We start from the raw sequence: 24,614 nt of genomic DNA on the forward strand, positions 1-24,614 counted from the left end.
CGACTAGGCATCAAAGGGTTTCTCACATGAGTTGGCGCCGGCCATCCTTGCAACTTGTCTGGTCGGGGCCTTCAAACTAAGAACGCTGCCTAGCATCTGTTATCCTCGCCGCCAATGCGGAGGTTGTGAAACAGCTAAGGAGGCGGCATTTGCGGGTTCTGATCACCAATCTGTTCGTGTCGTACAACAGCGGTACCGAAGCCGTTGTTGAATTGCTGGCCGACGGGCTTCGCCGTGGCGGTCACCAAACTATGTTGCTGGCTCCAACGCTCGGCGAGATGGCCGATAGAATGCGCTTGCGCGGACACCATGTGGTGGACCGAATTGCGGAGATCGTCGAAAAACCCGACATAATTCACGCCCAGCATTTGACGCCTTGCTTGACCGCGCTGGCGCGGTTTCCCGATGTACCAGCCGTGTTTTCCTGCCACAGCGCTTTCTTCGAGGTCGAAGCTCCGATGCTTCATCCGCAGATACGCCGCTGGATCGCAGTCGACGAAGCGTGCAAGGCCAAATGCCTGTCGCGGGGTGTGCCGGCGGACAGATTGGACCTCATCTACAATGCAATTGACCTTGAACGCTTCAAACAGCGTCCGCCCCTGCCATCGAAGCCTCTGAAGGGGCTTCTGCTGACCAAGAATTTCGAACATCAGCAAGCGGTGCGCGAAGCCTGCGCCAGGAGCAACATGCAACTGGATGAGTTGGGACCCGCCACGGGCCGGTTTTCAAATCAACTCGAAAAGGATCTGCTGCAATACGATGTCGTGTTCGCAACCGCCCGGATGGCCATTGAAGCCGCGGCGGTGGGATGCTCGGTCGTGGTCTGCGACGCGCGTGGTTTCGCCGGTTTGCTCGACACGGCAAATATGGAGGCGTGGCGGCGAATGAACCTCGGCGTCGGCCTTCTGACCAGGCCGACCACTGTCGAAAACCTGATGGAGGCATTGTCGAAATTCGACGCTGACGACGCCGCGGAGGTCTGTGCCTACTTTCGAAAGGTGGCGGGTGCCGAGCATTTCATTGACGAGCATCTTCGCACCTACAGTCAGGCCATTGAGACAAATGTCCAAACGACGGACGATGAGCGATCGCTTGCCACCGCATCCTGGATCGAAGAGATAGGCGTTTCGCGCGAACGCCGCAGATGGTTCAGTGTCGCCAACGAAATTGGTGGTGCCTGGCGTGATTCCTCGGAGCAAGCGACGCTTCTCGATCTGGTCAGGTCGAACACAAAAACCTTGGAGAGTGGTGCCGCAGCTCTGACGGACCTTGGCGAACGGGTCAAATCCATTGGACCTGAAATTGCAAAAAGCTCTGCTGCGCTCCTCAACGTGGCCCACGATAGCCAAACCAGGCTATATCGACTTGAAGGGCAGTTGTCCGTCCTTTCAAGCTCTGTCGTTGACAGCGCCGCTTCGCTCCACAACGTGGCCCATGATAGCCAGTCCAGATTGCATCGACTGGAGGGGCAGCTATCCGGTCTTTCAACCTCTGTCACCGACGGTTCTCTCAACAGCGCAACCAAGGACCGTGAGGCTGCATTGCAACGAATTGACGAAGAGCTTTCGCGCCTTTCAAATTTCGTCAATGAGAGCAAACGGCTCTACAACGGCATGATACCGCTTTTCATAAGAAAGATGTTTCGTCGGGCTCGCGGACGGGGTTGAGCGTGTCTGGCGGCGTTCGTGGCTATTCAATTTGCACATCGCCAAGGTCCGGCAGCAATTACCTGTGCCAGCATCTCAGCAGCACGGGAATGCTCGGGCATCCGCTCGAGTATTTCAATTGGAGGGGACGCCGAATTTTCGACGATCCAAATTTTCCCGAAGATGTAGCCGGGCAGGTCGAAAAAATTCTCACCATGGGCGCAACCGCCAATCGTATCTATGGTTTGAAAATCTTTGCCCACCAGCATGATTGGATTTCAAGCGAAACAGGCTGGTTCGACGCGCTTCCGAATCTTCGGTTCATATTCCTATCAAGGCGAGACATTCTCGGTCAGGCAATATCCTGGGCGAGGGCCCTCCAAACCGGTCAGTACCGCTCTACTCAACCGGTGAGCCAAGAAACGGTTTTCGATGCCGAACTGATCCAGAGGCAACTCGATGCGCTGGTTCGGGAGAGGGCGCGTTGGGAGATGTTCTTTGCCCGGACCGGGATTGATCCTCTCAGGATTGAATACGAGTCGATCGTCGCGGATCCAATGGATGCCATCCGTCAAGTCGCGGACATGATGGGTGTGACGCTCCAACGCAGCCCGGATTCGACCGGCATCGTGATCCAGCAACAGCGAGACTCAATCAGCTTCGAATGGGCCGATCGTTTCAGGCGCGAGCGGGGCAATCCAAATACGCTGGACTTTGTGTAGGGCTGCCTGCATGCGGTGACGAACATCGAACGGGTCGGCGATCGACGCTGCCCTTCAGCGACCTTCGAACACCAGCGAAACATGTCCGCCGGCATGCCGCTCGAGCCGACCGGCGAGGTCAAGTTCCAGGAGCACCATGAAGACTTGGGCCGGATGCAGACCGGTGTGGCGAATGATCTCGTCGACCGACACTGGCGTCGGGCCGAGCGCCTCGATGACGCGGGCGCGATCGATTTCGCCGGGCGGCGGCGTGACCGAGAAGTCGGGTGGGTCTTGAAACGGCGGCACATCCGGCGCCCGCAAACCGGTCAGTGGCGCGATCGCCCGGGAAATGTCCGAAGCCTCGGTGACCAGGGTGGCGCCGTCCTTGAGCAGGCCGTTGGTGCCGGCGGCGCGCGGATCGAGCGGCGAGCCTGGTACGGCGAAGACCAGCCGGCCCATTTCGCCGGCAAGCCTGGCGCTGATCAGTGATCCAGAGCGCTGCGCTGCCTCGACCACCACCAGCCCGAGGGCGGCGCCCGCGACAAGGCGGTTGCGGCGCGGAAAATCCTGGGCGCGCGGCTGCCAGCCGAATGGCATTTCCGAGATGACGGCGCCGCGCTCGGCAATTTCCTCGCACAAGCCGGCGTTTTCGGGCGGATAGGGCAGGTCGAGCCCTCCGGCCAGCACACCGATCGTGCCGGTCGACAGACTGCCCTGATGCGCCGCCGTGTCGATGCCGCGCGCCAGTCCCGAGACGATGCCGTAGCCGTCGCCGCCAAGTTCGGCAGCCAGCATGCGCGCCATCTTGATGCCGGCCAGCGATGCGTTGCGAGCACCGACGATGGCGACCCCCGGCAGCCGGAACACGGCGGCATTGCCCTTGACCGCCAAAAGTGGCGGCGGATTGTCCATGCTGCGCAACAGCGGTGGATAGTCTGATTCACCGATGCCGACAAAGCGCGCGCCGGCCTTTCGGGCCGTCTCCAATTCGGCCTCGGCTTCGGCGATCGACGGGATGCGGGCAATGCGGTTGGCGCCGCCCGAAATCATCAATTCCGGAAGGATTTCCAGCGCCACCTCGGCGGAACCGAAGCGGTTGATCAGGTCGCGAAAGGAGGCTGGACCGACATTCTGGGTGCGGATTAGCCGCAGCCAGCTCACCCGCTGCCGGTCGCTGAGCCGCGGCCCGGCGGCGGGTTCGCTCACGTCTTGGCTCCGATCTTGCCCTCGGTGCCGGCGAACAGGCGTGAAATGTTTTCCCTGTGCTTGATGAAGACGATGATGCTCATCACCAGGAACAGGGTGGCGATCTGCGGCGTGCTCAGGAAATAGAGCGCGATCGGCACGACGATGGCCGCCGTCAGTGCTGCCAGCGAGGAGTATCGGAATAGGAAGGCTATGACCAGCCAGACGACGGCGAAGATCAGCGCCACCTGCCAGGCAAGGCCGATGAGCACGCCGAGATAGGTCGCGACGCCCTTGCCGCCCTTGAATCCCAGCCATGCCGGGAAGAGATGACCGAGAAAGGCGCCGAGACCGGCCCAAATCGCCAATTCAGGGGCGAAATGGCCTGTTATCAACACGGCGGCGGTGCCCTTCAGTGCGTCGAGCAGCAGAGTTGCGGCGGCAAGTCCCTTGTTGCCGGTGCGCAGCACATTGGTGGCGCCGATGTTGCCCGAGCCGATCTTGCGCACATCGCCAAGGCCGGCCGCGCGGGTGAGCAGAAGTCCGAAGGGAATCGAGCCCAGGAGGTAGCCGAACACCAGCGCCGGGATGAGGCTGTAAGTCATTGTTTCCCCCGCATTTCCCCAAAATGGCCGGATCAGGCGCGGTGCGCGGTGGCCAGCTCAGATTGAGAACACTGTGCGGCCCGCCACCAGCGTTTGCAAGACCTTGCCCTGCAACCGCGCGCCTTCGAAACAGGTGTTTTTCGAACGCGAACGAATGCCGCTCTCGGCGACGATCCAGGGTTCGTCCAGATCGACCAGCGCGAGATCGGCAACCGCCCCCGGCTTCAGCGTGCCGCCGGGCAGGCCGAACAGCCTTGCCGGTGCCGTCGATAGCATCTCGATCAGCCTGAGCAATGGCACGTCACCGTTATGGTAGAGCCGCAATGCCGCGCCAAGCAGGGTTTCGAGCCCGACGGCGCCGGCCGCCGCATCGGCAAAGGGCAGGCGCTTGGTGTCGACATCCTGCGGATCGTGCGAGGAGACGATGATATCGATGGTGCCGTCCCTGACCGCCTCGATCATCGCCAGCCGGTCTTCCTCGGCGCGCAACGGCGGCGTCAGGCGGAAGAAGGTGCGGTATTCGCCGACATCATTTTCGTTGAGCGACAGATTGTGGATCGCCACGCCCGATGTCACGGTCGCGCCGTCGGCTTTCGCCCGCGTCACGGCGTTTGCCGCCATGGCGGTCGAGATCTTCGCCGCATGGTACGAACCGCGCGTTAGCCGTGCCAGCGCAAGGTCGCGCTCCAGCGGGATGGATTCGGCTTCACGCGGGATGCCGGAAAGGCCGAGCCAGCTGGCGTATAGGCCTTCGTTCATGACGCCGGACGAACCGAGGTCGGCGTCCTGCGTTTCATGCACGATGGTGGCGCCGAAGTCGCGCGCATAGGTCAGCGCGCGGCGCATCACCAGCGCGCTCGATATGGTGTGGCGGCCGTCGGTGAAGGCGACGGCGCCTGCTTCGCGCAGCAGGCCGAACTCGGTCATCTCGCGGCCGTCGAGGCCCTTGGTGATCGCCGCCGCCGGAAAGACGTTGACGCTTGCGGTGTCCTTGGCGGTGCGCAGCACGAATTCGACCAATGCCACATTGTCGATCACTGGGTCGGTATCGGGCATCATCACAATGGAAGTGACGCCGCCGGCCGCCGCAGCGACACTGGCCGAAGCGATGGTTTCGCGATGCTCGCCCCCCGGCTCGCCGATGAAGACGCGGCCATCGACCAAGCCTGGAATGATCGCCTTGCCGGCGCAGTCGATGACGGTCGCCCCTCCGGGCGCGCCCTGGTTCAGCGCTGCCTTGCCGGCCGCGACGATCTTGCGGCCATCGATGATGACGGAGCCGATTTCGTCGACACCGCGCGATGGGTCGACAATGCGAGCGCGCTCAAAGACCGTTATGCTCATGCGCCGCGGCCCTCTTGATTGCGGCCTTCTTGATTGCGACGGGGGTCGAGCAGGGCTTCCATCACCGCCATGCGCACGGCGACGCCCATCTCGACCTGTTCCTGGATGACGCTCTGCGGGCCGTCGGCGATTTCCGAGGCGATCTCGACGCCGCGGTTCATCGGGCCGGGATGCATCACCAGCGCGTCGTCCTTGGCGGCCTTCAGCTTTTCGGCATCGAGGCCGAAATAGCGGAAATATTCGCGCACTGAAGGCACGAAGGCGCCTTCCATGCGCTCGCGCTGCAGGCGCAGCATCATCACCACGTCGGCGCCCTTGAGGCCTTCGGCCATCGAGCGGGTGACGATCACGCCCATTTTCTCAATGCCACTCGGCAACAGGGTCGACGGTGCGACGACCCGCACCTGCGCGCCGAACGCGTTGAGCAGCATGATGTTGGAGCGCGCCACCCGCGAGTGCAGGATGTCGCCGCAGATCGCTACGATCAGCTTCGACAGTGGACCCTTGGCGCGACGGATGGTCAGCGCATCGAGCAGAGCCTGTGTCGGGTGTTCATGCGCGCCGTCACCGGCATTGACCACCGAGCAGCCGACTTTCTGGGCCAGAAGGGCCGCAGCGCCCGCCGACTGGTGGCGGATGATCAAGATATCGGGCCGCATGGCATTCAGCGTCATCGCCGTGTCGATGAGCGTCTCGCCCTTCTTCACCGATGAACTCGCCACCGACATGTTCATGACATCGGCGCCGAGCCGCTTTCCGGCTAGCTCGAACGACGATTGCGTGCGCGTCGAGGCTTCATAGAAGAGGTTGATCTGGGTGCGGCCGCGCAGCGTCGAGGTCTTCTTCTCGGACTGCCGTGAAATCGCGACGGCGCGGTCCGCCCGGTCGAGCAGAAGCTCGATGTCGGCGGAGGAAAGATCGCGGATGCCCAGAAGATGGCGGTGAGGGTAGAGTGGCAGGGACGAAGCGTCGGTCATCTCAAGGCGCTGCTATAGGGTGGAGATTTTGCGGCTGCAAGCGCCAGCTTTGCATTGGAGCCGTTCTCCCCGGTATTTTCATCGCGCGCGTTGTATGGCTTGGCTATATCTAGCCGATGGCCTCGGATTCGTGGTTTTCTGACGATAGGGACCTTTCTCCCGACAAAAGGATTGGGCGTGACCGACGACGTGACGAACCAGCCGCCGCCGCTGACGGGCGGCAACGCCTGGCGGGGCGATCCGTTGCTGATCCAGCTTGCGGAGCGCTTTTCCGATCCGGTGCGCAAGGACCTCGACGGGCTCGGCCGTTTCGTGCTGACGCAGGAGGCGCAGGAACTCGCCCGCCTCGCCAATGTCGAGACGCCGAAGCTCAGAACGCATGACCGCCAGGGACGGCGGATCGATGTGGTCGAGTTCCATCCCGCCTATCATGCCTTGATGCGCCGCTCGGTGGCCAATGGGCTGCATTCCTCGGTGTGGGAAAATGGCGACGCCGAGATTGGCCGCCGCCATCAGGTCCGCGCCGCGCGGTTCTATCTGACGGCGGAGCTCGAGACCGGGCATCTGTGCCCGATCACCATGACCAACGCCTCCTTGGCGGCGTTGATGGCCAGCCCAAAACTGTTTCGCGAATGGGCGCCGCGGGTGACGACGCGCAAATACGACCAGGGCCAGAAGCCACCGGTCGAAAAGACCGGGCTGACGCTCGGCATGGGCATGACCGAGAAGCAGGGCGGCACGGATGTGCGCGCCAATGTGACAAGGGCGGAACGCGCCGGCAGCGGATTCTATCGCCTGACCGGGCACAAATGGTTCATGTCGGCGCCGATGTCGGATGCGTTCCTGGTGCTCGCACAGGCGCCGGAGGGGCTGTCCTGCTTCCTCGTGCCGCGTGTCCTCGGCGACGGCTCGGGCAACGGGTTCCGCTTCCAGCGGCTGAAGGACAAGCTCGGCAACCGTTCCAACGCCTCTTCGGAGGTGGAATTCGTCAACGCCATTGGCGAGATGGTCGGCGAACCGGGTGCGGGCGTGAAGACGATCATGGACATGGTGACCTTGACCCGGCTCGACTGTGCTGTCGCGTCGTCAGCGATCATGCGTGCGGGCCTTGCCGAAGCCGTTCATCATGCCCGCCACCGACAGGTGTTCGGCACCAATCTGATCGAGCAGCCGCTGATGCAGCGCGTGCTGGCCGACATGGCGCTCGATGTCGCCGCCGCCACGGCGCTGTCGTTCCGGCTGGCGCGGTCCTTCGACGAGGCTGCGAGCGATCGCGGTGAAGCGGCATTCGCCCGCGCCATGACGCCGGTCGTCAAATACTGGGTGTGCAAGATCGCTCCGCCTTTGCTCTACGAGGCGATGGAGTGTCTCGGCGGCAATGGTTATGTCGAGGAGGCGCCGCTCGCCCGCTACTATCGCGAGGCCCCGGTCAATGCGATCTGGGAAGGGTCCGGCAATGTCATGGCGCTCGACGTGCTGCGCGTGCTCGGCCGAGCGCCTGGGCTGTTCGAGGATGTGCTGGCCGGTATCGACCGTGATCTCGGCGCCGGCGGGCGCGGCACGATCGGCGTGCTGAAGGCGGCGATGCAGGTTGCCGCAACCGACGACGGCTCGGCCCGGCTGCTTACCGAACAGCTGGCGCTGTCGGCGGCTGCGGCGGAACTGCGCCGGCTGGGGGCAGGGCGAATCGCCGACGCGTTCGTCGAGACGCGGCTCGCCGGCCAGTGGCGCAACACCTATGGCATGCTCGATTCGCGCCACGATGCGCGCATGATCATCGACACGCTCTATCCGCCTGTGAACTAAGCCGCGAGCGTTGCGCAAAAACCGGCGCCATCGATCATTTTGAGGCGCTGGCGTGCTTCCACACGCGCGTCATTAATGGCCGTTAACCTTAACAAATGGTTTCCGTTGCGGTGGCCGGCGGCAAAGCCCACTGTCGCGGCGAGAGCAAGGAATGGTTCAAATTGGCCAAATCCCTGCTTTGCTAACCAGGAATGCCGATGCGACACGTACTGACCTCTTTTCTGGCCTTGCACTGGGCGATCGTTTTCGCCCTGCTTGCGTTCATCTGCATCGACGGAAACCGTGGTGTGGCGGCGGCGCTGGGCGTGTTGGGTGCCACAATCGAGGGCACTGGTTTCATCGACCTCGACAACGCCATCGTCGTGGCCCCACTCGCCACCGCCTTGCTGGTCGTCGCGGTGCTGTTCTTCTGGGCCTTCATCGAAACCCTGATCAATGACGCGACCAGCCAGGGTGTCGACAGCGTTGCCCGCATCGCTTTCATCTCCGCGTCCGGCGTGTTGTCGCTGATCGTTATCGGCGGCGCCGCGCAAGGTATCAACGGGCTGTTCATGGTTGTGGCCGTGCAGCTGGCGGCACTTCTGGCATCCTATGTCGCCATGCTTGCCGAGCGACGGTCTGTTGCGGCGGTTGCCCAGGGCGAAAGCGAAATCCGCGTCGCCGCGCACGGCATGGCCGAGGCCGCGGCCCACAATTTGCTGCTTTCGCTCATATCTGGCCGGACAGGCCCGAATCTCGGGGGAGGCCGCTGATGCGCTACATCTTCGCATTGTGGGCGGCCCCGATGGCGCTGTTCTGGGGCTGGTTCTACCTGTCGCTCAACGACATGAACTTCGGTTATGTCATGCTGAGCCGGCGGCTGCACGACTTCGTCTTCCAGCTCTATGGCCAGATGCTCGGTATCGATCCGGCGACCATCCCCGGCATGGTGGCAAAGGCCTGTGTCTTCGACGGGTTTCTGCTGATGGCGCTGTGGGCGTTTCGCCGCCGCCGAGAAATCGGCGGCTGGATCAAGCGGCGGTGGGCGGGTCCGGTTCCGTTCGACCGGATGCGTGGAGCGACTGAAGCCGGTCCAAAACTCCCTGCAGAATAAACGCGGCTGCCGCCGAATCGATCTTGCCGGCGCGTTTGCGGCGCGAGAAATCCATTTCGATCAGCGTCCTTTCGGCCGCGACCGTCGATAGCCTTTCATCCCAGAGCACGAAGGGCAGGTCGCTCACCTGCGCCATGTTGCGGACGAAGGCGCGCGATTTCTGCGCGCGCGGCCCTTCCGAACCGTCCATGTTGATCGGCAGTCCGATCACCACCGCGCCGGCATTCTCCTTCTGCAGCAAGGCTAACAGCGCGACAGCGTCGAGCGAGAATTTCCTTCGCATGATGACCGGGCGCGGATGGGCGAAGGAGAACCTCTGGTCCGAGACGGCAACGCCAATCGTCTTGTCGCCGAGGTCAAGCCCTGCCAGCGTCTTGCCGCCGGCAAGCCGCGCCGGCAAGTCCTCGATCGTGATAATGCCCAATGGCCGTCCTTCGCCGTTCACCGCCATGTGTTCACTCAAACACACAACGGACACAGTAACCCTTTGATCTCAGGGCTATCGGCGTTCTATCCTTTGGCAAGGCAAAAATCGAGGAAAGCATTCATGAAAATGACCTGGTACGGCCACTCGGCGTTTCGCATCGAAACCGCTGACGCCAAGATCCTCATCGACCCCTATCTGATCGGCAATCCGTCGTGGACGGGCGGCTGGGAAGGGCCGGCCGAGGGGATCACGCATGTGTTGCTGACGCATGGACATAGCGACCACATCAGCGGCGCGCTGGAAGTGCTCGGCAAAAGCGGCGCCCAGTTGGTCGCCAATTTCGAGATCTGCATGTACCTGGTCGGCAAGGGCGCCAGCGACAAGAAGATCAACCCGGGAAATATCGGCGGCACCGTCGATTGCGGCGGCTTCACCACCACCTTCGTCCAGGCGCTGCACTCCTCCTCGTTCCCGGGTGATGGCGGCCAGAACACCTATCTCGGCAATCCGGGCGGCCTCGTCCTGCATTTCCCGAAAGACCGGACTCTCTATCACATGGGCGACACCGACATCTTTTCCGACATGGCGCTGATCAACGAGTTGCATGAACCGAAGATCGGCATCGTGCCGATCGGCGACCGCTTCACCATGGGCGGTGCGGTGGCCGCGCTCGCCTGCCGCCGCTTCTTCAAATTCGAAACCGTGGTTCCCTGTCATTTCGGCACTTTTCCGATGATCGATCCGACCGCCGATAAGTTCGAGGCGGGCCTGGAAGGATCCGGCTTGAAAGTGGCATTGCCGAAGATCGGTGAGACGATTACGATTTAGAAGCTGCTAAAGCGGAATGAAACCATGACCTTGAGGCAGTCTCTTTGCGTTTCCATGTTGGTCGCGGCGTCGCCCGCGCTCGCCGCGGATGATTTCATCGAAGGCGTCTACCTCCAGTCCGAGGACCTCTGCACACAGGCCAGGAAGGCTACGCTGCAGACGCTGATCGACGCCGGAAACGTCGTGCTTTCGGCGCGCGGCCTGCAAGGTGTCGAATACAATTGCGAGTTCGTTCAGATCAGCAAGGCGAAAGCTTCGCCAAGCTGGGCGGTGACAGCCATCTGCCAGGAACCGGGTTATGTCTTTCCCGACGTCCTTTCAGTGACGCAAATGAGCCCGACGCAGATCGATCTCGTCTCGGTCCGGCCGGCCGGCGACGAAAGCGAGGCGAGCGGAAACAGCGGCAGCTACTATCGGTGCGAGGGAGTTGCCCTGCCATAGGCAGCATCTTGTCCGCGGACCGATGGCAGAAGAGCCAGGCCGACGCCTGGTTCTCTCGCACGATGCATGTTGCGCCGCGCGCGCGGCGCCGCTATAGCCCGAACTGGTTTTCCCCGAGGCAAAACATGTCCGTTGACGTCAAGACAGTGAAGCGCGTCGCGCGTCTCGCCCGCATTGCGGTGAGCGAAGAAGATGCCGAACGCATGACCGGCGAGCTGAACGCCATCCTCGGCTTCGTCGAGCAGTTGAACGAGGTCGACGTTTCCGGCGTCGAGCCAATGACCTCGGTGACGCCTATGGACATGAAGAAGCGCAGGGATGTCGTCACCGACGGCAACAAGGCCGCCGATATCGTAGCCAACGCTCCGGCGACCGAAGAGAATTTCTTCCTCGTGCCGAAGGTCGTGGAGTAGCGCGCCGATGGCTATTGAGATCGCCGTTGAAACGCCGCTGCAGGACGATGTGCGCGGGTTAGTCAACGAACTCAACCAAACGTTGCTCGAACTGACGCCGCCGGAGCATTGCTACCACCTGACGGTCGAGCAGATGGCGGGTGAGGATACGACCGTCTTCATCGCCCGCGACGACGGCCTGGCCATCGGCTGCGGTGCGCTGAAGCGCCATGACGGCGCCATCGGCGAGGTCAAGCGCATGTACACGCGGCCCTCGCATCGCGGCCGCAAGATCGGCGCTGGGATCGTCGAGCAGGTCGAGGCGCTGGCGCGCAAAGAGGGATTGAAGCGTCTGGTGCTGGAGACGGGCGATCGCCATCCAGCCGCGTGGACCGTCTACGAACGCGCCGGGTTTTCGCGCTGCGGCCCGGTGCTGGATTATCCCGATTCCGAGTGGTCGGTGTTTTACGAAAAGAGCCTTTGATGAGCGACCTGACCCAGCTGACGATTTCGCAGGCCCGCACCAAGTTGCGCGGCAAGGAGATCACCGCGACCGAGATCACCGAGGCCTATCTCGCGGCCATCGATCGCGCCAATCCGGCGCTCAATGCCTATGTGGCGGTGACCGGGGACAAGGCGCGCGACATGGCGAAGGCGTCCGACGCCAAACTGGCGAAGGGCGAGGGCGGTGCGCTGGAAGGCATCCCGCTCGGCATCAAGGACCTGTTCGGCACCGAAGGCGTCCATACCCAGGCCTGCAGCCATGTGCTCGACGGGTTCAAGCCGCGCTACGAATCGACCGTCACCACCAATTTGTGGGCCGACGGCGCGGTCATGCTGGGCAAGCTCAACATGGACGAGTTCGCAATGGGATCGTCCAACGAGACGTCCTATTATGGCCCGGTCATCAACCCGTGGCGGCGCTCGCGCCTCGACACCGTGGTGATGCCGACGACGCATCAGGGCGACGGCGGCTTCGTCTCTGCTGGCGGCACCAGGACCGCGCGCAGCCTGGACAATGCGCAACTGGTGCCCGGTGGTTCTTCCGGCGGTTCGGCGACAGCAGTCTCGGCCTTCCTGTGCGCAGGTGCTACGGCCACCGACACTGGCGGCTCGATCCGCCAGCCGGCCGCCTTCACCGGCACTGTGGGCATCAAGCCGACCTATGGCCGCTGCTCGCGCTGGGGCATCGTCGCCTTTGCGTCGTCGCTCGACCAGGCCGGACCGATCGCCCGCGACGTGCGCGATGCCGCGATCCTGCTGAAGTCGATGGCCTCCGTCGACCCGAAGGACACGACCTCGGTCGACCGGCCAGTGCCGGACTATGAGGCGGCGATCGGCAAGCCGATCAAGGGCATGAAGGTCGGCATTCCAAAGGAATACCGCGTCGACGGCATGCCCGAAGAGATCGAGGCGCTGTGGCAGAAGGGCATTGCCTGGCTGAAGGACGCCGGCGCCGAGATCGTCGATATTTCCCTGCCGCACACCAAATACGCGCTGCCGGCCTATTACATCGTGGCCCCAGCCGAGGCGTCCTCCAATCTCGCCCGCTACGACGGCGTCCGTTATGGGCTGCGCGTGCCGGGCAAGGACATCGTCGACATGTATGAGAAGACCCGCGCCGCCGGTTTCGGCCGCGAGGTCAAGCGTCGCATCATGATCGGCACCTATGTGCTGTCAGCCGGCTATTACGACGCCTACTATCTGCAGGCGCAGAAGGTGCGCAATCTGATCAAGCGCGACTTCGAGAATGTCTTCGCCGCCGGCGTCGATGTCATCCTGACCCCGGCGACACCATCCGCCGCCTTCGGCATTGCCGACGAGGACATGGCCGCCGACCCGGTCAAGATGTATCTGAACGACATCTTCACCGTCACCGTGAACATGGCCGGCCTGCCGGGCATCGCCGTGCCCGCGGGGCTCGACGGCAAGGGCCTGCCGCTCGGTCTGCAGCTGATCGGCCGGCCGTTCGATGAGGAGACGCTGTTCCAGACCGCCGCCGTCATCGAGCAGGCGTCCGGCACATTCCAGCCGGAAAAGTGGTGGTAAGGATGTCGCTCATCCAACGGGGTTGAGCGATGTTCTTCTATCTTTCCAAGGTCTTCTGGTTCTTTATCCAGCCGCTTAACCTGACGATCTTCCTGCTGCTGGCGGGATTGGTCGCCGCAATGTTGAGCCGACGGCGGCTCGCCGCCACCGGCAGCGTGCTGGCGTTTCTGATCCTTGCGCTGTCGGCCTGGACGTCGCTTGGTGCGATGATGCTCAACCCGCTGGAGGAGCGTTTCGCGCGCCCGCCACTGCCGGAAAAGGTCGACGGCATCGTCGTGCTCGGCGGCGGCTTCGAAGGCGCCATCAACCTGGTGCGCGGCGGCTATGAGCTGAACAGCGGCGGCGACCGGATGGTTGAGACCGCAATTCTCGCCCGGCGCTTTCCAACCGCCAAAGTGGTCGTCTCCGGCGGCACCGGCGAACTGTTCCTCGAAGGCGAAGGCGACGCGGCCACGGCACCCCGACTGCTCACCGCGCTCGGGGTGACGGCCGATCGCCTGATCCTCGAGAACAAGTCCCGCAACACCTATGAGAATGCCGTCTTCACCAAGGAGCTGATCACACCGAAGCCCGGCGAGACCTGGCTGCTGGTGACCTCGGCATTCCATATGCCGCGCGCCAAGGCGCTGTTCGACAAGGCCGGCTTTGCAACCATTCCCTGGCCGGTCGACTACCGCACCACGGGGCGGGAAGACATCGGCCTGTTCCGAGACAATCCAGCCGATTCGCTACAGGCCACCACCATGGCCATCCGTGAATGGATCGGGCTCTTCGCCTACTGGCTGTCGGGCCGGATCGATCAGCCTTTTCCCGCGCCCGGTGGCTGACCGATCACCGCGTGTCTGGCCGCCGAGAAGAACTGGCGCCGCACCAGCACGGCCAAGAGCAACAGCGTCGACAGCACGAACACCGTAGGATCGACGAACCAGCCGAGATAGCCGATCGAGAAGAACACGCCGCGCAAGCCGGAATTGAAATGTTTTCCGGCCAGCATGTTCATTTGCGTCGCACGCCAGACCGCTGTTTCGGTGACCGGGTTGCGTGACGCTTCGCCATGCTGGATCGGCACCGCGCCGATCAGGATCGTGCAATAGTTGAACAGCCGGTAGGCCCAGCCGAACTTGAAGAACGAAAACGCCAGGATCAGGACCAGTCCGAACACCTTTATCTGAAAGGCCGCGCGCGACGGGGCGTCGCCCAGCGGCAGGTCGCTCAGTACTTCAAGAACCCGGTCGGATGCGCCCAGCAAGGCAAAGCAGCCGCCGATCGCGATCAGGGAGCTGGACGCGAAGAAGGCGGTTCCCTGTTGCAACCCGCTCATGATGGCGGTGTCGACGATGCGAATCTCGCGCTCGGCCATGGTGCGCATCCAGGCTCGCCGCTGCGCGTTCATCGCCGTCGTCAGCGATATGCGGCTGACCAGCTTGCCGTCGGAGGCGAGCGTGTGCAGCAGCCACGCAACGAGGAAGAAAGCCAGCGCCGCGAGATCGGCTGTCGAAAGATCGAGGGAATCGCCCATAGTCCGAATTTATCACATTCAGTGCGATCGCTTCGATGCCCGCCAGAGAGCGATCGAACCAATGTCGCTGCCGGAGCAAACGAGGTCGGCAGGCGATGCGCCGTGATTGCCAAAAGAGCGGAAACATCCTCTGGGAATTCCTATATGTAGTCGTTGACGTGACTCCAGGAGACAGCGCCGCGTGTTCCTTTCGGTTTTCGACCTGTTCAAGATCGGCATAGGGCCCTCGAGTTCGCACACGATGGGGCCGATGACCGCCGCGGCGCGGTTTCTCGACGAGGTCGCGGGAAATGACTGGCCGCGTCCGGCGGGCGTCAAGGTCGACCGTCTCGCCGCCAGCCTGCATGGCTCGCTCGCCTACACAGGCATCGGCCACGGCAGCGATCGCGCCGTCGTGCTCGGCCTTGCCGGCCTGACGCCACAGACTGTCGATCCCGATCAGGCTGACGGCATTGCCAGCCGCATCACCGCGGAGAAGCGCATTTCGCCGCCCGGCCATCCCTCCTATCGTTTCGACCCGGCCACCGATCTGGTGCTGGACCGCAAGACGCCGCTCACCGGCCACGCCAACGGCATGGCGTTCTATGCTTATGATGCGGGCGACCGTCTGCTGCTCAAGCGCATCTACTATTCGATCGGCGGCGGTTTCGTGGTTTCGGAAGAAGAGCTGCAGCGAATGAAGGCCAAGGGGTCGGTGACGACCGAAGGCAAGAAGGTGCCGTATCCCTTCAAGAATGCGGTCGAGATGCTGGCGATGGCCGGCAAAAGCGGCCTTTCCATCGCCGACATGAAGCGCGTCAACGAAGAGACGCAGATGTCGCGCGAGGAGCTCGACGCCGGCCTCGACGGCATCTGGAGCGCCATGAAGGGCTGCATCGACCGTGGCCTGTCGCAAGACGGCATCATGCCGGGCGGGCTGAAGGTGCGCCGGCGCGCGCGCATGCTGCATGACAAGCTGCAGGAGCAATGGCAGCAGAACAGACCCAATCCATTGCTCGCCAATGACTGGCTGTCGATCTACGCCATGGCGGTCAACGAGGAGAATGCCGCCGGCGGCCGCGTCGTCACCGCGCCGACCAACGGTGCTGCCGGCACGCTGCCGGCGGTGCTGCGCTACTGGCTGCATTTCCATCCCGAGGCCGATCAGCCGAGCATCCGCGACTTCTTGCTGACGGCCGCCGCGGTTGGCGGCATCATCAAGACCAATGCCTCGATCTCCGGCGCCGAGGTCGGCTGCCAGGGCGAGGTCGGTTCGGCATCCGCGATGGCCGCGGCCGGGCTGTGCGCCGTGATGGGCGGCACGCCAGAACAGGTCGAGAATGCCGCCGAGATCGCGCTCGAGCACCATCTCGGCATGACCTGCGATCCGGTCGGCGGGCTGGTCCAGGTGCCTTGCATCGAGCGCAATGCGCTGGGTGCGGTCAAGGCGGTGACGGCTGCGTCACTGGCGATCAAGGGCGACGGCATCCATTTCGTGCCGCTCGACGCGGCCATCGAGACGATGCGCCAGACCGGCCTCGACATGAACGAGAAGTACAAGGAAACCAGCCTTGGCGGGCTCGCCGTCAATGTCGTGGAGTGCTGAGAGGCCGTTTGGAAATGCTCCTCCGGCGGCCATCTGGCGGCGTTTTCTGCGCTTCCGGTGCTCACGGACCCAAATGTCCGCTGCGCTCCGGTTCTCGAAGCCACCACCATATGACTCGCCGGAGCAAATTTCGAAACGGTCTCTAAGTGTGGATTGGCACTGTGGAGAAGTCGATCAGGCCGTTGACGCATCCGCGCGCCGGACTAAACCTTAGGCGATGTCTCTCAATCTCATAAAACTCTGTGTCGGCTGCGACAGCGTCGAGGATCTCGAAGAGTGGATCGCCTTTCGTCTCGACGAGCGGCGCCGCGCCGGTGAGCCGGTCGAGCAGTATCACACGACGCGAATGGTGCCGACGCGCGGCGCCGAGATCACCGACGGCGGTTCGCTCTACTGGGTGATCAAGGGTAATGTGCAGTGCCGGCAGCTGATCACCGAGATCCGGCCGTTCACCGACGGTGAGGGCATCGGCCGCTGTCACCTCATTCTCGATCCTCAGGTCGTGCGCACTGACTGGCAGCCGCGCCGGGCCTTCCAGGGCTGGCGCTATCTGAAACCGTCGGACGTGCCGGCCGATATCGGCAAGGGCAAGGCCGGGCTGATCGAGATGCCGCCGAAGCTCAGGCGTGAGCTTGCCGATCTCGGCCTGCTGTAGCCGTCGCACTCCCAAGGGGGTTGTCTGCTTCAATTACGGCTGGTTTGCTGGCCCTCAAACTTGCGTCGCACTGGACTTGCAAGCGGCGCGACAACGCCACATCTTGTTTTCATGAGCGACAAAAAGCAGCCCGTGCCCGCAAGGGCCAATCCTGCGCCGGTCAAACCTCAATCCAATGCCGGCGAGATCGAAGCGTTTCTTCGCCAGGCAAGGACGCTGGCTGCGTCGGCGATGGGTTCGGGCAGGCTGATCCTTTCGCTCGACGCGACGATGAGCCGCCAGCCGACTTGGGATCTGGCTTGCGAGCTGCAGGGCCAGATGTTCGATGCCGTCGGCAAGGCCGGAACCCTTAGCGTCCAACTGGTCTATTTTCGCGGCCTGGGCGAGTGCCGTTCCTCCGCTTTCGTGACCGATACCAATGCCTTGAAGCAGCTGATGACGCGAATCGAATGCCGCAGCGGCAACACCCAGATCGGCAAGGTGCTGGCGCATGCGCTGAAGCAGACAGCCACGGCCAAGGTCAATGCGCTGGTCTATATCGGCGATGCGATGGAAGAGAACATCGACGATCTGGCTGAAAAGGCCGGCAGCCTCGGCCTGCATGGCGTTCCTGTGTTCGTCTTCCAGGAAGGTCATGATTCCGGCGCAGAAAAGGCGTTTAAGGAAATCGCGCGGTTGTCCAAAGGGGCTTGGTTCCGATTTGATCGGCGAGCTGCCGCGACCTTGGCAGGACTGCTTTCTGCGGTTGCGGTGTTTGCAACCGGCGGGTTGAAGGCGCTCGAAGCCAGGGGCAAGCCGGAGGACCGGCTTATGATTGAGCATCTGCGGGGTGGCGGGAACTGATGGGCGCAATCATCGCATTGGTGGCATTGCTTTTGGTGCTTTTCGGCGTGGCCACGATCTTCCTTCGCGCCGACCCAGCGAAATTGGCCAGCGGCATGAAGACACTCGGGCCGGTCCTTCTGGGGCTGGTCGGCGTCGCTTTGGTTGCGGTCGGGCGCGAAGGCATTGGCGGCATGATTCTGTCGGCGGCAATCGCCTGGTATGGTTCGATGCGGATGAAGCAGCCGACGGCAAAGCTAGCGCCCGGAAAGCGTTCGACGGTGCGCACCGCAGCACTCGAAATGGAGCTTGATCACGATACCGGCGGCCTCGAAGGGCTGGTCCTGGCTGGCCGCCACGAAGGCAAGATGCTTGGCGCGATGGGGCTGGCCGAATTGCAGCATCTCTATCGCGAACTCTCCGGCGATCCGGAGAGCCGGCAACTGCTAGAGACGTATCTTGACGGCAGATTTCCCATCTGGCGCAAAAACGCTGAGACGAACGGTGGCGAAGGGCTGGGTGTTTCGCCAGGTTCGGGCGCCATGACTAAGGAGGAGGCCTACAAGGTCCTTGGTCTTGAAGCGGGGGCCGCCGCGGCGGATGTCCGCAAGGCGCACCGCCGCCTGATGCAGCGCCTGCACCCCGATATCGGCGGCACGTCTTTCCTGGCGGCGCGGATCAATGAAGCCAAGGACGTCTTGCTCTCCAATCACAATTAGTTCTCCTTCGACGCAGAAATTTTCCGGGAGATTGCTTCCACGCCGTCCTACTGCTGGACGGCGTAGCACTCGATGTTCTTCTTCTTCAACGCGGTGCATGCCTTCCAGGCGGCGGTCTTGGAACCAAAGCCACCGAAGCGGGCGCGGTAATAGGTGACGCCGTCCTTGGCGAAGGCGACGGTGAAGCCGGAAGCATCGGCCAGCACCTTGGGTGCCTGCTTGGTGGTCTTGTCGAGGAAGGCCTGGGCTTCGGACTGCTTGGGCGACGAGGCAACCTGGATGGCCCAGCCCGACGGCACCGATGCGGTATTGACCGGGTCGACAGTCGGCGTCGGCGCCGGTGTCGGTTCGGCATAGGCCGCCACGACCTGGGCCGTGGCCACTTGCGGCGCCGATACAATGACGGTCTTGACCTTTTTCGCCTTGACGACAGGGGCGGTCTCTTCGGCAGCCTCTTCGCTCGGCTCGTTCTGCGCGGTGCTGTCTTCCGCCACCGTGGCGTCCTCGGCAACGGTCGGATCGTCCTGGGTCGCATCATCCTGCGCCACCACCGGCTTATCGTCCGGCGTCGGCGCGTCGTGCTTGGGCAGCAGGACCTTGGCAAGGGCGGTGATCGGGTTGCTGCCGCCGGCCTTGGCGACCAGATCGCCGCCGCCACGGGTCGATGCGCGCGGCATATAGGTGTTGATCAACGCAGCCATCTGGTTGTCGCGGCTGCCGCCCGACGTGCCACCCATGACGACGCCGACGATGCGGCGATTGCCGTCGGAAACCGACGAGACAAGATTGAAGCCGGAGGCCCGGGTGTAGCCGGTCTTGATGCCGTCGACGCCTTTGATACGCCCAAGCAGGCGGTTGTGGCCATTGATGCGCTGGCGCCCATAGAGAAAGGAACGCTGCGAGAAATAGCCGTAATACTGGGGGAAATGCTCGCGCAGTGCGATGCCGAGTGTCGCCATGTCGCGCGCGGTGGTGAATTGGCCGGGATTGGGCAGGCCGTTGGCGTTGCGGAACACGGTGCCGTTCATGCCGAGCGCACGCGCCTTGGCGGTCATCATGCGCGCGAAATTGGTTTCATTGCCACCGAGCATTTCGCCGAGCGCGGTCGCCGAGTCGTTCGCCGATTTGGTGACCATCGACAGGATCGCCGTCTCGACCGTGACCGAGCCGCCCGGCTTCACGCCAAGCTTCGTCGGCGGCTCAGCGGCGGCATTGGCCGAAAACACGACTTGCGAGTTCCGGCTGATCTTGCCTTTCGCCAGTGCCTCGAAGGTCAAATAGAGCGTCATCATTTTGGTGAGCGAGGCCGGATAGCGCCTGCCATCTGCGTCTGCCGAATAGAGCACCTTGCCCGTCTTGGCGTCGACGACGATTGCCGCGGACCTCGCCGCCAGCGACGAGGCAACGTCGCCGCAGACGACTGTCATCGCCAGGGCGAAGATCATCATCGTTTTGAGAGGGGAGGTGGATTTGGAAACGATGCCCAACAACGCCTGACGCACTTGTATTTCCCTTGGATTCTTCGTTGCGCTGGAGGCGGCAAAGGGTCCTGCCTCACTTCCGGTCAAGCTACCGGGGCAGCGTTACCAATCCGTTTATGGTAACCGCCGCGTTCACCATTTTCTTCGGGCTTGAAGCTCTCTTTATTCGATTTTTAGCCATTGACTGCGCAGGCGGCGTCTGGACGCTGGCGAAATGTTGACTTTTGTGCGGCGCACAATATATTAGCGTGCATTGCACAAGAGCGCCCCGAAGAAGGACGCTTCAACCCAAGGGAATGCGTGAAATGACCCAGACCTATGAGGACTTCAGCAAATACGGCAAAGAGTTTGCCGATACCGGATTGAAGAGCTTCGCTTCGCTCTCCAAGGGAGCCCAGGCGATCGCCACCGAAGCTGGCGAATACACCAAGAAGAGCTTCGAAGCAGGCAGCGCTGCCGTCGAGAAGATGTTTTCGGCCAAGTCGCTGGAAAAGGCGATCGAGATCCAGTCCGATTATGCCAAGCAATCCTATGAGGCGTTCGTAGCCGAGGCCACCAAGATTGGCGACCTCTATGCCGAACTCGCCAAGGAGGCCTACAAGCCGTTCGAATCGATCGTTGCCAAGGCGAAGTAATTTCGCCTGACGTGAGCGAGATCCGGCCCTTTGGGCGCGGGACAAAACCCGGTCACGGAAGCGTGGCCGGGTTTTTTCATGTCAATTTCCGCTCCAAGGGCTCGCGCCGCTTCACGATTGCGAAAATCGGCCAAGTTTGGTCACCTAGCCATATTGTCAGCTAAACAGAAGGGCTTAAAATCGTCCATCGAACACCTACATGTCGAACTCGCATGGGGATTCGAAAGAGGCAGGAATACGTGACGATCGATTTGACTGCCACGAGACGCGTGGCGCGGATGCAAAACGGCGGCGGCGACGGCAATGAGGCCGGCCGCGGGACGGCCGTTATCACGCGCACCAAAACCAAGACCAAGAAGCCCAGCCTTTACCGGGTCCTCATCCTCAACGACGACTACACGCCCATGGAGTTCGTGGTTCACGTGCTGGAGCGTTTTTTCCAGAAGGACCGCGAAGCCGCCACACGCATCATGCTTCATGTTCACAATCATGGAGTGGGCGAGTGCGGGGTCTATACATTCGAGGTGGCCGAGACCAAAGTGTCTCAGGTCATGGATTTCGCCCGACAGAATCAGCATCCGCTGCAATGCGTGATGGAGAAGAAGTGAGGTAACATGCCGGCTTTCTCCCAAGGCCTGGAAAAGGCGCTTCACCAGGCGCTGACGCTCGCCAATGAGCGGCACCATGAATATGCAACCCTTGAACATTTGCTGCTCGCACTCATCGACGACACCGAGGCGGCCGCCGTCATGCGCGCCTGCAATGTCGATCTCGACGAACTGAAGCACACGGTTCTCACCTACATCGACACCGAACTCGACAATCTGGTCACCGGCTACGACGAGGACTCCAAGCCGACCGCTGGTTTCCAGCGCGTCATCCAGCGCGCGGTGATCCATGTGCAGTCGTCGGGCCGCGAGGAAGTATCAGGCGCCAACGTGCTCGTCGCCATCTTCGCCGAGCGCGAGAGCCATGCTGCTTATTTCCTGCAGGAACAGCAGATGACCCGCTACGACGCGGTCAACTATATCTCGCACGGTATTGCCAAGCGTCCGGGCGCGTCGGAAACGCGTTCCCCGCGCGGCGCCGATGACGAGCAGGGCGGCCAGAACGGCGCCGAGCCGCAAGAGGAAGGCGGCAAGAAGAAGCAGCAGCAGGACGCGCTGACCGCTTATTGCGTCAACCTCAACAACAAGGCCAAGGCCGGTAAGATCGATCCGCTGATCGGCCGCGAGTCCGAGATCAACCGCACCATCCAGGTCCTGTGCCGCCGCTCCAAGAACAATCCGCTCTATGTCGGTGATCCCGGCGTCGGCAAGACGGCGATCGCCGAAGGCCTCGCCAAGCGCATCGTCGAGGGCGACGTTCCCGAAGTGCTGCACAATGCCACGATCTTCGCGCTCGACATGGGCACGCTGCTCGCCGGCACGCGCTATCGCGGCGATTTCGAGGAGCGGCTGAAGCAGGTCGTCAAGGAACTCGAGGACTATCCCGGCGCGGTGCTGTTCATCGACGAGATCCACACGGTGATCGGGGCAGGGGCCACGTCGGGCGGCGCTATGGACGCGTCGAACCTGTTGAAGCCGGCTCTGTCGTCGGGTGCGATCCGCTGCATCGGCTCGACCACCTACAAGGAATTCCGCCAGTTCTTCGAGAAGGACCGTGCCTTGGTGCGGCGTTTCCAGAAGATCGACGTCAACGAGCCGACCATCGAGGACGCCATCGAGATCATGAAGGGCCTCAAGCCCTATTATGAGGAGTTCCACAAGGTGAAGTTCACCAACGAGGCGATCAAGGCCTCGGTGGAGCTGTCGGCGCGCTACATCAACGACCGCAAGCTGCCGGACAAGGCGATCGACGTGATCGACGAGACCGGTGCCTCGCAGATGCTGGTGCCGGAAGCCAAGCGCAAGAAGACGATCGGCATCAAGGAGATCGAAGCGACGATCGCCACCATGGCCCGCATCCCGCCGAAGACGGTTTCGGCCGACGACGAGAAGGTGCTGCAGGGTCTCGATATCGAGCTCAAGCGCGTCGTCTATGGCCAGGATACCGCGATCACCGCGCTGACCTCGGCGATCAAGCTGGCGCGTGCCGGCCTGCGCGAACCGGAGAAGCCGATCGGCTCCTACCTGTTCTCGGGCCCGACCGGCGTCGGCAAGACCGAAGTCGCCAAGCAATTGGCTGCATCGCTTGGCGTCGAGCTGATCCGCTTCGACATGTCGGAATATATGGAACGCCACACCGTATCGCGGCTGATCGGCGCGCCTCCCGGCTATGTCGGCTTCGACCAGGGCGGTCTATTGACCGACGGCGTCGACCAGCATCCGCACTGCGTGCTGTTGCTGGACGAAGTCGAGAAGGCGCATCCGGACCTGTTCAACATCCTGTTGCAGGTGATGGACCACGGCAAGCTGACCGACCATAACGGCAAGCAGATCGACTTCCGCAATGTGATCCTGATCATGACCACCAATGCGGGCGCGTCGGATGCGCAGCGTGCGGCGATCGGATTCGGTTCGACCAAGCGCGAAGGCGACGACGTCGAGGCGATCAACCGGCTGTTCACGCCGGAATTCCGCAACCGTCTCGATGCGATCATCCCGTTCGGCTCGCTGCCGGTGCCGGTGATCCACCAGGTGGTGCAGAAGTTCGTCATGCAGCTCGAGGCCCAGCTTTCCGAGCGCGGCGTCACCTTCGATCTGTCGCCCGATGCCATCGCCTGGCTCGCCGACAAGGGTTATGACGAGCGCATGGGTGCGCGGCCGCTCGGCCGTGTCATCCAGGAGCACATCAAGAAGCCGTTGGCTGACGAGGTGCTGTTCGGCAAGCTCAAGAAGGGCGGCACGGTGCGTGTCACCGTCGAGAAGAAGGAAACCGGCGAGACCGGCCTAAAGCTCGAATCGCTCGCCGACGAGGCGCCGGTGAAGCCGAAGAAGGAAGAGCCGGAAGAAACGCCGAAGGCCACGAAGGCCGTCGCGAAAAAGCCCGCGGCCAAGAAGCTGGTGGCGCAGAAGCCCGAAGCCAAGGGCAAGGATGGTGGCAAGCGCAGCCTGGTGCCGCAATTGCCCAGAAAGAACTGACCCTCACAAAAGTCGAAAAAGCCCCGGAGACGGGGCTTTTTCATTGCAGCAATGAGGGACGCATGGCCGGGCGGATCGTCACCCTCAACGGTAAGCCGCGATCGGGAAAATCAGGCATCGTCCAGGCCGTCGCAAAGCGACGTGCTGCGTCAGCTTCGCAGCGCCGCCCGGATCTTTTCGGCGTTCTGCGCCAGCACTTCCGGCTTCTCCATCCCGCCCGTGTGCGGCTTGAGGGGAATGCCGTCGAAGCGCGGGATGACATGCACATGCAGATGGTAGACGGTCTGCCCCGAGGCAGGCTCGTTGAACTGCATGACGGTGACGCCGTCGGCGCCAAACCCTCGTTTGACGGCCCGCGCCACTTTCTGGACGACCGTGAAAAGCGGGCCGAACGTTGACGGGTCGGCGTCGAGCAGGTTGCGCGACGGCGCCTTCGGCACCACCAGCGTATGGCCCGGCCCCTGCGGCATCACATCCATGAAGGCGACGACCGCTTCGTCCTCGTAGACGCGGTGCGAGGGAATTTCACCGCGAAGGATCTTTGCGAAGATGTTGTCGGTGTCATAGGGGGTCTCAGCCATGGCGAACGCTCCGGATTGTGCCATTTCGTGTAGCGAA

Annotated in this window: 26 protein-coding genes; 18 read left to right on the forward strand and 8 right to left on the reverse strand. The window is 62.6% G+C overall.

Annotated elements, in window-relative coordinates; translation table 11 throughout:
* Positions 1–149: 149 nt before the first annotated feature.
* Positions 150–1,667, forward strand: a complete 1,518-nt coding sequence (locus HNQ71_RS18575) for a glycosyltransferase (RefSeq protein ID WP_246461633.1) — start codon at positions 150–152, stop codon at positions 1,665–1,667.
* Between the two features lie 2 nt (positions 1,668–1,669).
* A complete protein-coding gene (locus HNQ71_RS18580; protein WP_184874123.1) occupies positions 1,670–2,368 on the forward strand; it encodes a Stf0 family sulfotransferase in 699 nt (232 codons plus the stop codon).
* Between the two features lie 54 nt (positions 2,369–2,422).
* Here HNQ71_RS18580 and dprA read toward each other — a convergent pair whose 3' ends face one another.
* Genes dprA through HNQ71_RS18600 form a run of 4 tightly spaced genes read right to left on the reverse strand, consistent with a single transcriptional unit; the run spans position 2,423 to position 6,461 of the window.
* On the reverse strand, positions 2,423–3,556 hold the full coding sequence (gene dprA / locus HNQ71_RS18585) for a DNA-processing protein DprA (RefSeq protein ID WP_184874124.1): 1,134 nt from the start codon (positions 3,554–3,556) through the stop codon (positions 2,423–2,425).
* Positions 3,553–4,140, reverse strand: a complete 588-nt coding sequence (gene plsY / locus HNQ71_RS18590; RefSeq protein WP_184874125.1) for a glycerol-3-phosphate 1-O-acyltransferase PlsY — start codon at positions 4,138–4,140, stop codon at positions 3,553–3,555. Before plsY ends, dprA begins: the two co-directional genes overlap by 4 nt.
* 57 nt (positions 4,141–4,197) lie before the next feature.
* A complete protein-coding gene (locus HNQ71_RS18595) occupies positions 4,198–5,484 on the reverse strand; it encodes a dihydroorotase (RefSeq protein ID WP_184874126.1) in 1,287 nt (428 codons plus the stop codon).
* Positions 5,481–6,461 (reverse strand): aspartate carbamoyltransferase catalytic subunit, encoded by a 981-nt coding sequence (locus tag HNQ71_RS18600; protein WP_184874127.1) that lies wholly within the window; start codon positions 6,459–6,461, stop codon positions 5,481–5,483. Before HNQ71_RS18600 ends, HNQ71_RS18595 begins: the two co-directional genes overlap by 4 nt.
* A 177-nt stretch (positions 6,462–6,638) precedes the next feature.
* On the opposite strand from HNQ71_RS18600, the gene HNQ71_RS18605 reads away from it, so the two are divergent.
* The 3 genes from HNQ71_RS18605 (at position 6,639) to HNQ71_RS18615 (ending at position 9,360) form a co-directional block, all read left to right on the forward strand.
* Positions 6,639–8,267 carry an acyl-CoA dehydrogenase family protein gene (locus HNQ71_RS18605; protein WP_184874128.1) on the forward strand — a complete coding sequence of 543 codons (1,629 nt, stop codon included), beginning with the start codon at positions 6,639–6,641 and terminating at the stop codon, positions 8,265–8,267.
* A gap of 197 nt (positions 8,268–8,464) precedes the next feature.
* Complete coding sequence (locus HNQ71_RS18610) at positions 8,465–9,019, forward strand: hypothetical protein (protein ID WP_184874129.1); 555 nt, start codon at positions 8,465–8,467, stop codon at positions 9,017–9,019.
* Positions 9,019–9,360: a DUF6105 family protein gene (locus HNQ71_RS18615; RefSeq protein ID WP_184874130.1), complete on the forward strand. Its 342-nt coding sequence runs from the start codon at positions 9,019–9,021 to the stop codon at positions 9,358–9,360. Before HNQ71_RS18610 ends, HNQ71_RS18615 begins: the two co-directional genes overlap by 1 nt.
* Here the strand turns inward: HNQ71_RS18615 and ruvX are convergent.
* Positions 9,278–9,784 carry a Holliday junction resolvase RuvX gene (gene ruvX / locus HNQ71_RS18620; RefSeq protein WP_184874131.1) on the reverse strand — a complete coding sequence of 169 codons (507 nt, stop codon included), beginning with the start codon at positions 9,782–9,784 and terminating at the stop codon, positions 9,278–9,280. The genes HNQ71_RS18615 and ruvX overlap by 83 nt on opposite strands.
* A gap of 123 nt (positions 9,785–9,907) precedes the next feature.
* Here ruvX and HNQ71_RS18625 point away from each other — a divergent pair, with 123 nt between their 5' ends.
* From HNQ71_RS18625 to HNQ71_RS18650, 6 genes are all read left to right on the forward strand, one after another.
* Complete coding sequence (locus HNQ71_RS18625; protein ID WP_184874132.1) at positions 9,908–10,615, forward strand: metal-dependent hydrolase; 708 nt, start codon at positions 9,908–9,910, stop codon at positions 10,613–10,615.
* A 24-nt stretch (positions 10,616–10,639) separates the two neighbouring features.
* Entirely contained in the window at positions 10,640–11,056 is a 417-nt protein-coding gene (locus HNQ71_RS18630) for a hypothetical protein (protein WP_184874133.1), read from the forward strand.
* A 125-nt stretch (positions 11,057–11,181) separates the two neighbouring features.
* Entirely contained in the window at positions 11,182–11,469 is a 288-nt protein-coding gene (gene gatC / locus HNQ71_RS18635) for an Asp-tRNA(Asn)/Glu-tRNA(Gln) amidotransferase subunit GatC (protein WP_095200136.1), read from the forward strand.
* A gap of 7 nt (positions 11,470–11,476) precedes the next feature.
* Positions 11,477–11,932, forward strand: coding sequence for a GNAT family N-acetyltransferase (locus HNQ71_RS18640; RefSeq protein ID WP_184874134.1), 456 nt, complete (start codon positions 11,477–11,479; stop codon positions 11,930–11,932).
* Positions 11,932–13,497: an amidase gene (locus tag HNQ71_RS18645; protein ID WP_184874135.1), complete on the forward strand. Its 1,566-nt coding sequence runs from the start codon at positions 11,932–11,934 to the stop codon at positions 13,495–13,497. Before HNQ71_RS18640 ends, HNQ71_RS18645 begins: the two co-directional genes overlap by 1 nt.
* Positions 13,498–13,526: 29 nt before the next feature.
* Complete coding sequence (locus tag HNQ71_RS18650) at positions 13,527–14,324, forward strand: YdcF family protein (protein WP_184874136.1); 798 nt, start codon at positions 13,527–13,529, stop codon at positions 14,322–14,324.
* Here HNQ71_RS18650 and HNQ71_RS18655 read toward each other — a convergent pair.
* A complete protein-coding gene (locus HNQ71_RS18655; protein WP_184874137.1) occupies positions 14,297–15,016 on the reverse strand; it encodes a DUF599 domain-containing protein in 720 nt (239 codons plus the stop codon). The two genes, HNQ71_RS18650 and HNQ71_RS18655, sit on opposite strands and share 28 nt — an antisense overlap.
* Positions 15,017–15,197: 181 nt before the next feature.
* On the opposite strand from HNQ71_RS18655, the gene HNQ71_RS18660 reads away from it, so the two are divergent.
* The 4 genes from HNQ71_RS18660 to HNQ71_RS18675 all read left to right on the forward strand — a co-directional run bounded on the left by HNQ71_RS18660 (position 15,198) and on the right by HNQ71_RS18675 (position 18,797).
* A complete protein-coding gene (locus HNQ71_RS18660) occupies positions 15,198–16,601 on the forward strand; it encodes an L-serine ammonia-lyase (protein WP_184874138.1) in 1,404 nt (467 codons plus the stop codon).
* A gap of 217 nt (positions 16,602–16,818) precedes the next feature.
* The gene (locus HNQ71_RS18665) at positions 16,819–17,256 is read left to right on the forward strand and encodes a DUF1489 family protein (RefSeq protein WP_184874139.1); all 438 of its coding nucleotides are present in this window, start codon (positions 16,819–16,821) and stop codon (positions 17,254–17,256) included.
* A gap of 111 nt (positions 17,257–17,367) precedes the next feature.
* Positions 17,368–18,099: a vWA domain-containing protein gene (locus HNQ71_RS18670; protein ID WP_184874140.1), complete on the forward strand. Its 732-nt coding sequence runs from the start codon at positions 17,368–17,370 to the stop codon at positions 18,097–18,099.
* Positions 18,099–18,797 (forward strand): DnaJ domain-containing protein, encoded by a 699-nt coding sequence (locus HNQ71_RS18675; protein WP_184874141.1) that lies wholly within the window; start codon positions 18,099–18,101, stop codon positions 18,795–18,797. Before HNQ71_RS18670 ends, HNQ71_RS18675 begins: the two co-directional genes overlap by 1 nt.
* Positions 18,798–18,844: 47 nt before the next feature.
* Here the strand turns inward: HNQ71_RS18675 and HNQ71_RS18680 are convergent, their stop codons facing one another.
* Positions 18,845–20,299, reverse strand: coding sequence for an SPOR domain-containing protein (locus HNQ71_RS18680; RefSeq protein ID WP_184874142.1), 1,455 nt, complete (start codon positions 20,297–20,299; stop codon positions 18,845–18,847).
* A gap of 284 nt (positions 20,300–20,583) precedes the next feature.
* Between HNQ71_RS18680 and HNQ71_RS18685 the strand changes: the two genes are divergently transcribed.
* From HNQ71_RS18685 to clpA, 3 genes are all read left to right on the forward strand, one after another.
* Positions 20,584–20,913, forward strand: a complete 330-nt coding sequence (locus tag HNQ71_RS18685; protein ID WP_184874143.1) for a phasin family protein — start codon at positions 20,584–20,586, stop codon at positions 20,911–20,913.
* A gap of 278 nt (positions 20,914–21,191) precedes the next feature.
* A complete protein-coding gene (gene clpS / locus HNQ71_RS18690) occupies positions 21,192–21,521 on the forward strand; it encodes an ATP-dependent Clp protease adapter ClpS (RefSeq protein WP_010909565.1) in 330 nt (109 codons plus the stop codon).
* Between the two features lie 6 nt (positions 21,522–21,527).
* A complete protein-coding gene (gene clpA, locus HNQ71_RS18695) occupies positions 21,528–23,996 on the forward strand; it encodes an ATP-dependent Clp protease ATP-binding subunit ClpA (RefSeq protein ID WP_184874144.1) in 2,469 nt (822 codons plus the stop codon).
* A 149-nt stretch (positions 23,997–24,145) separates the two neighbouring features.
* Here the strand turns inward: clpA and HNQ71_RS18700 are convergent, their stop codons facing one another.
* A complete protein-coding gene (locus HNQ71_RS18700) occupies positions 24,146–24,577 on the reverse strand; it encodes an HIT family protein (protein ID WP_184874145.1) in 432 nt (143 codons plus the stop codon).
* Positions 24,578–24,614: the final 37 nt, after the last annotated feature.

Origin of the sequence: Mesorhizobium sangaii, assembly GCF_014207355.1 — a bacterium.
Lineage (GTDB): Bacteria > Pseudomonadota > Alphaproteobacteria > Rhizobiales > Rhizobiaceae > Mesorhizobium > Mesorhizobium sangaii.

Coding starts and splice junctions, on each gene's coding strand:
- plsY (WP_184874125.1), bottom strand. CDS start 4,140: ATGACTTACAGCCTCATCCCGGCGCTGGTGTTCGGCTACCTCCTGGGC.
- HNQ71_RS18595 (WP_184874126.1), bottom strand. CDS start 5,484: ATGAGCATAACGGTCTTTGAGCGCGCTCGCATTGTCGACCCATCGCGC.
- HNQ71_RS18600 (WP_184874127.1), bottom strand. CDS start 6,461: ATGACCGACGCTTCGTCCCTGCCACTCTACCCTCACCGCCATCTTCTG.
- HNQ71_RS18610 (WP_184874129.1), top strand. CDS start 8,465: ATGCGACACGTACTGACCTCTTTTCTGGCCTTGCACTGGGCGATCGTT.
- HNQ71_RS18615 (WP_184874130.1), top strand. CDS start 9,019: ATGCGCTACATCTTCGCATTGTGGGCGGCCCCGATGGCGCTGTTCTGG.
- HNQ71_RS18625 (WP_184874132.1), top strand. CDS start 9,908: ATGAAAATGACCTGGTACGGCCACTCGGCGTTTCGCATCGAAACCGCT.
- HNQ71_RS18630 (WP_184874133.1), top strand. CDS start 10,640: ATGACCTTGAGGCAGTCTCTTTGCGTTTCCATGTTGGTCGCGGCGTCG.
- gatC (WP_095200136.1), top strand. CDS start 11,182: ATGTCCGTTGACGTCAAGACAGTGAAGCGCGTCGCGCGTCTCGCCCGC.
- HNQ71_RS18640 (WP_184874134.1), top strand. CDS start 11,477: ATGGCTATTGAGATCGCCGTTGAAACGCCGCTGCAGGACGATGTGCGC.
- HNQ71_RS18645 (WP_184874135.1), top strand. CDS start 11,932: ATGAGCGACCTGACCCAGCTGACGATTTCGCAGGCCCGCACCAAGTTG.
- HNQ71_RS18650 (WP_184874136.1), top strand. CDS start 13,527: ATGTTCTTCTATCTTTCCAAGGTCTTCTGGTTCTTTATCCAGCCGCTT.
- HNQ71_RS18655 (WP_184874137.1), bottom strand. CDS start 15,016: ATGGGCGATTCCCTCGATCTTTCGACAGCCGATCTCGCGGCGCTGGCT.
- HNQ71_RS18665 (WP_184874139.1), top strand. CDS start 16,819: ATGTCTCTCAATCTCATAAAACTCTGTGTCGGCTGCGACAGCGTCGAG.
- HNQ71_RS18670 (WP_184874140.1), top strand. CDS start 17,368: ATGAGCGACAAAAAGCAGCCCGTGCCCGCAAGGGCCAATCCTGCGCCG.
- HNQ71_RS18675 (WP_184874141.1), top strand. CDS start 18,099: ATGGGCGCAATCATCGCATTGGTGGCATTGCTTTTGGTGCTTTTCGGC.
- HNQ71_RS18685 (WP_184874143.1), top strand. CDS start 20,584: ATGACCCAGACCTATGAGGACTTCAGCAAATACGGCAAAGAGTTTGCC.
- clpS (WP_010909565.1), top strand. CDS start 21,192: ATGCAAAACGGCGGCGGCGACGGCAATGAGGCCGGCCGCGGGACGGCC.
- clpA (WP_184874144.1), top strand. CDS start 21,528: ATGCCGGCTTTCTCCCAAGGCCTGGAAAAGGCGCTTCACCAGGCGCTG.
- HNQ71_RS18700 (WP_184874145.1), bottom strand. CDS start 24,577: ATGGCTGAGACCCCCTATGACACCGACAACATCTTCGCAAAGATCCTT.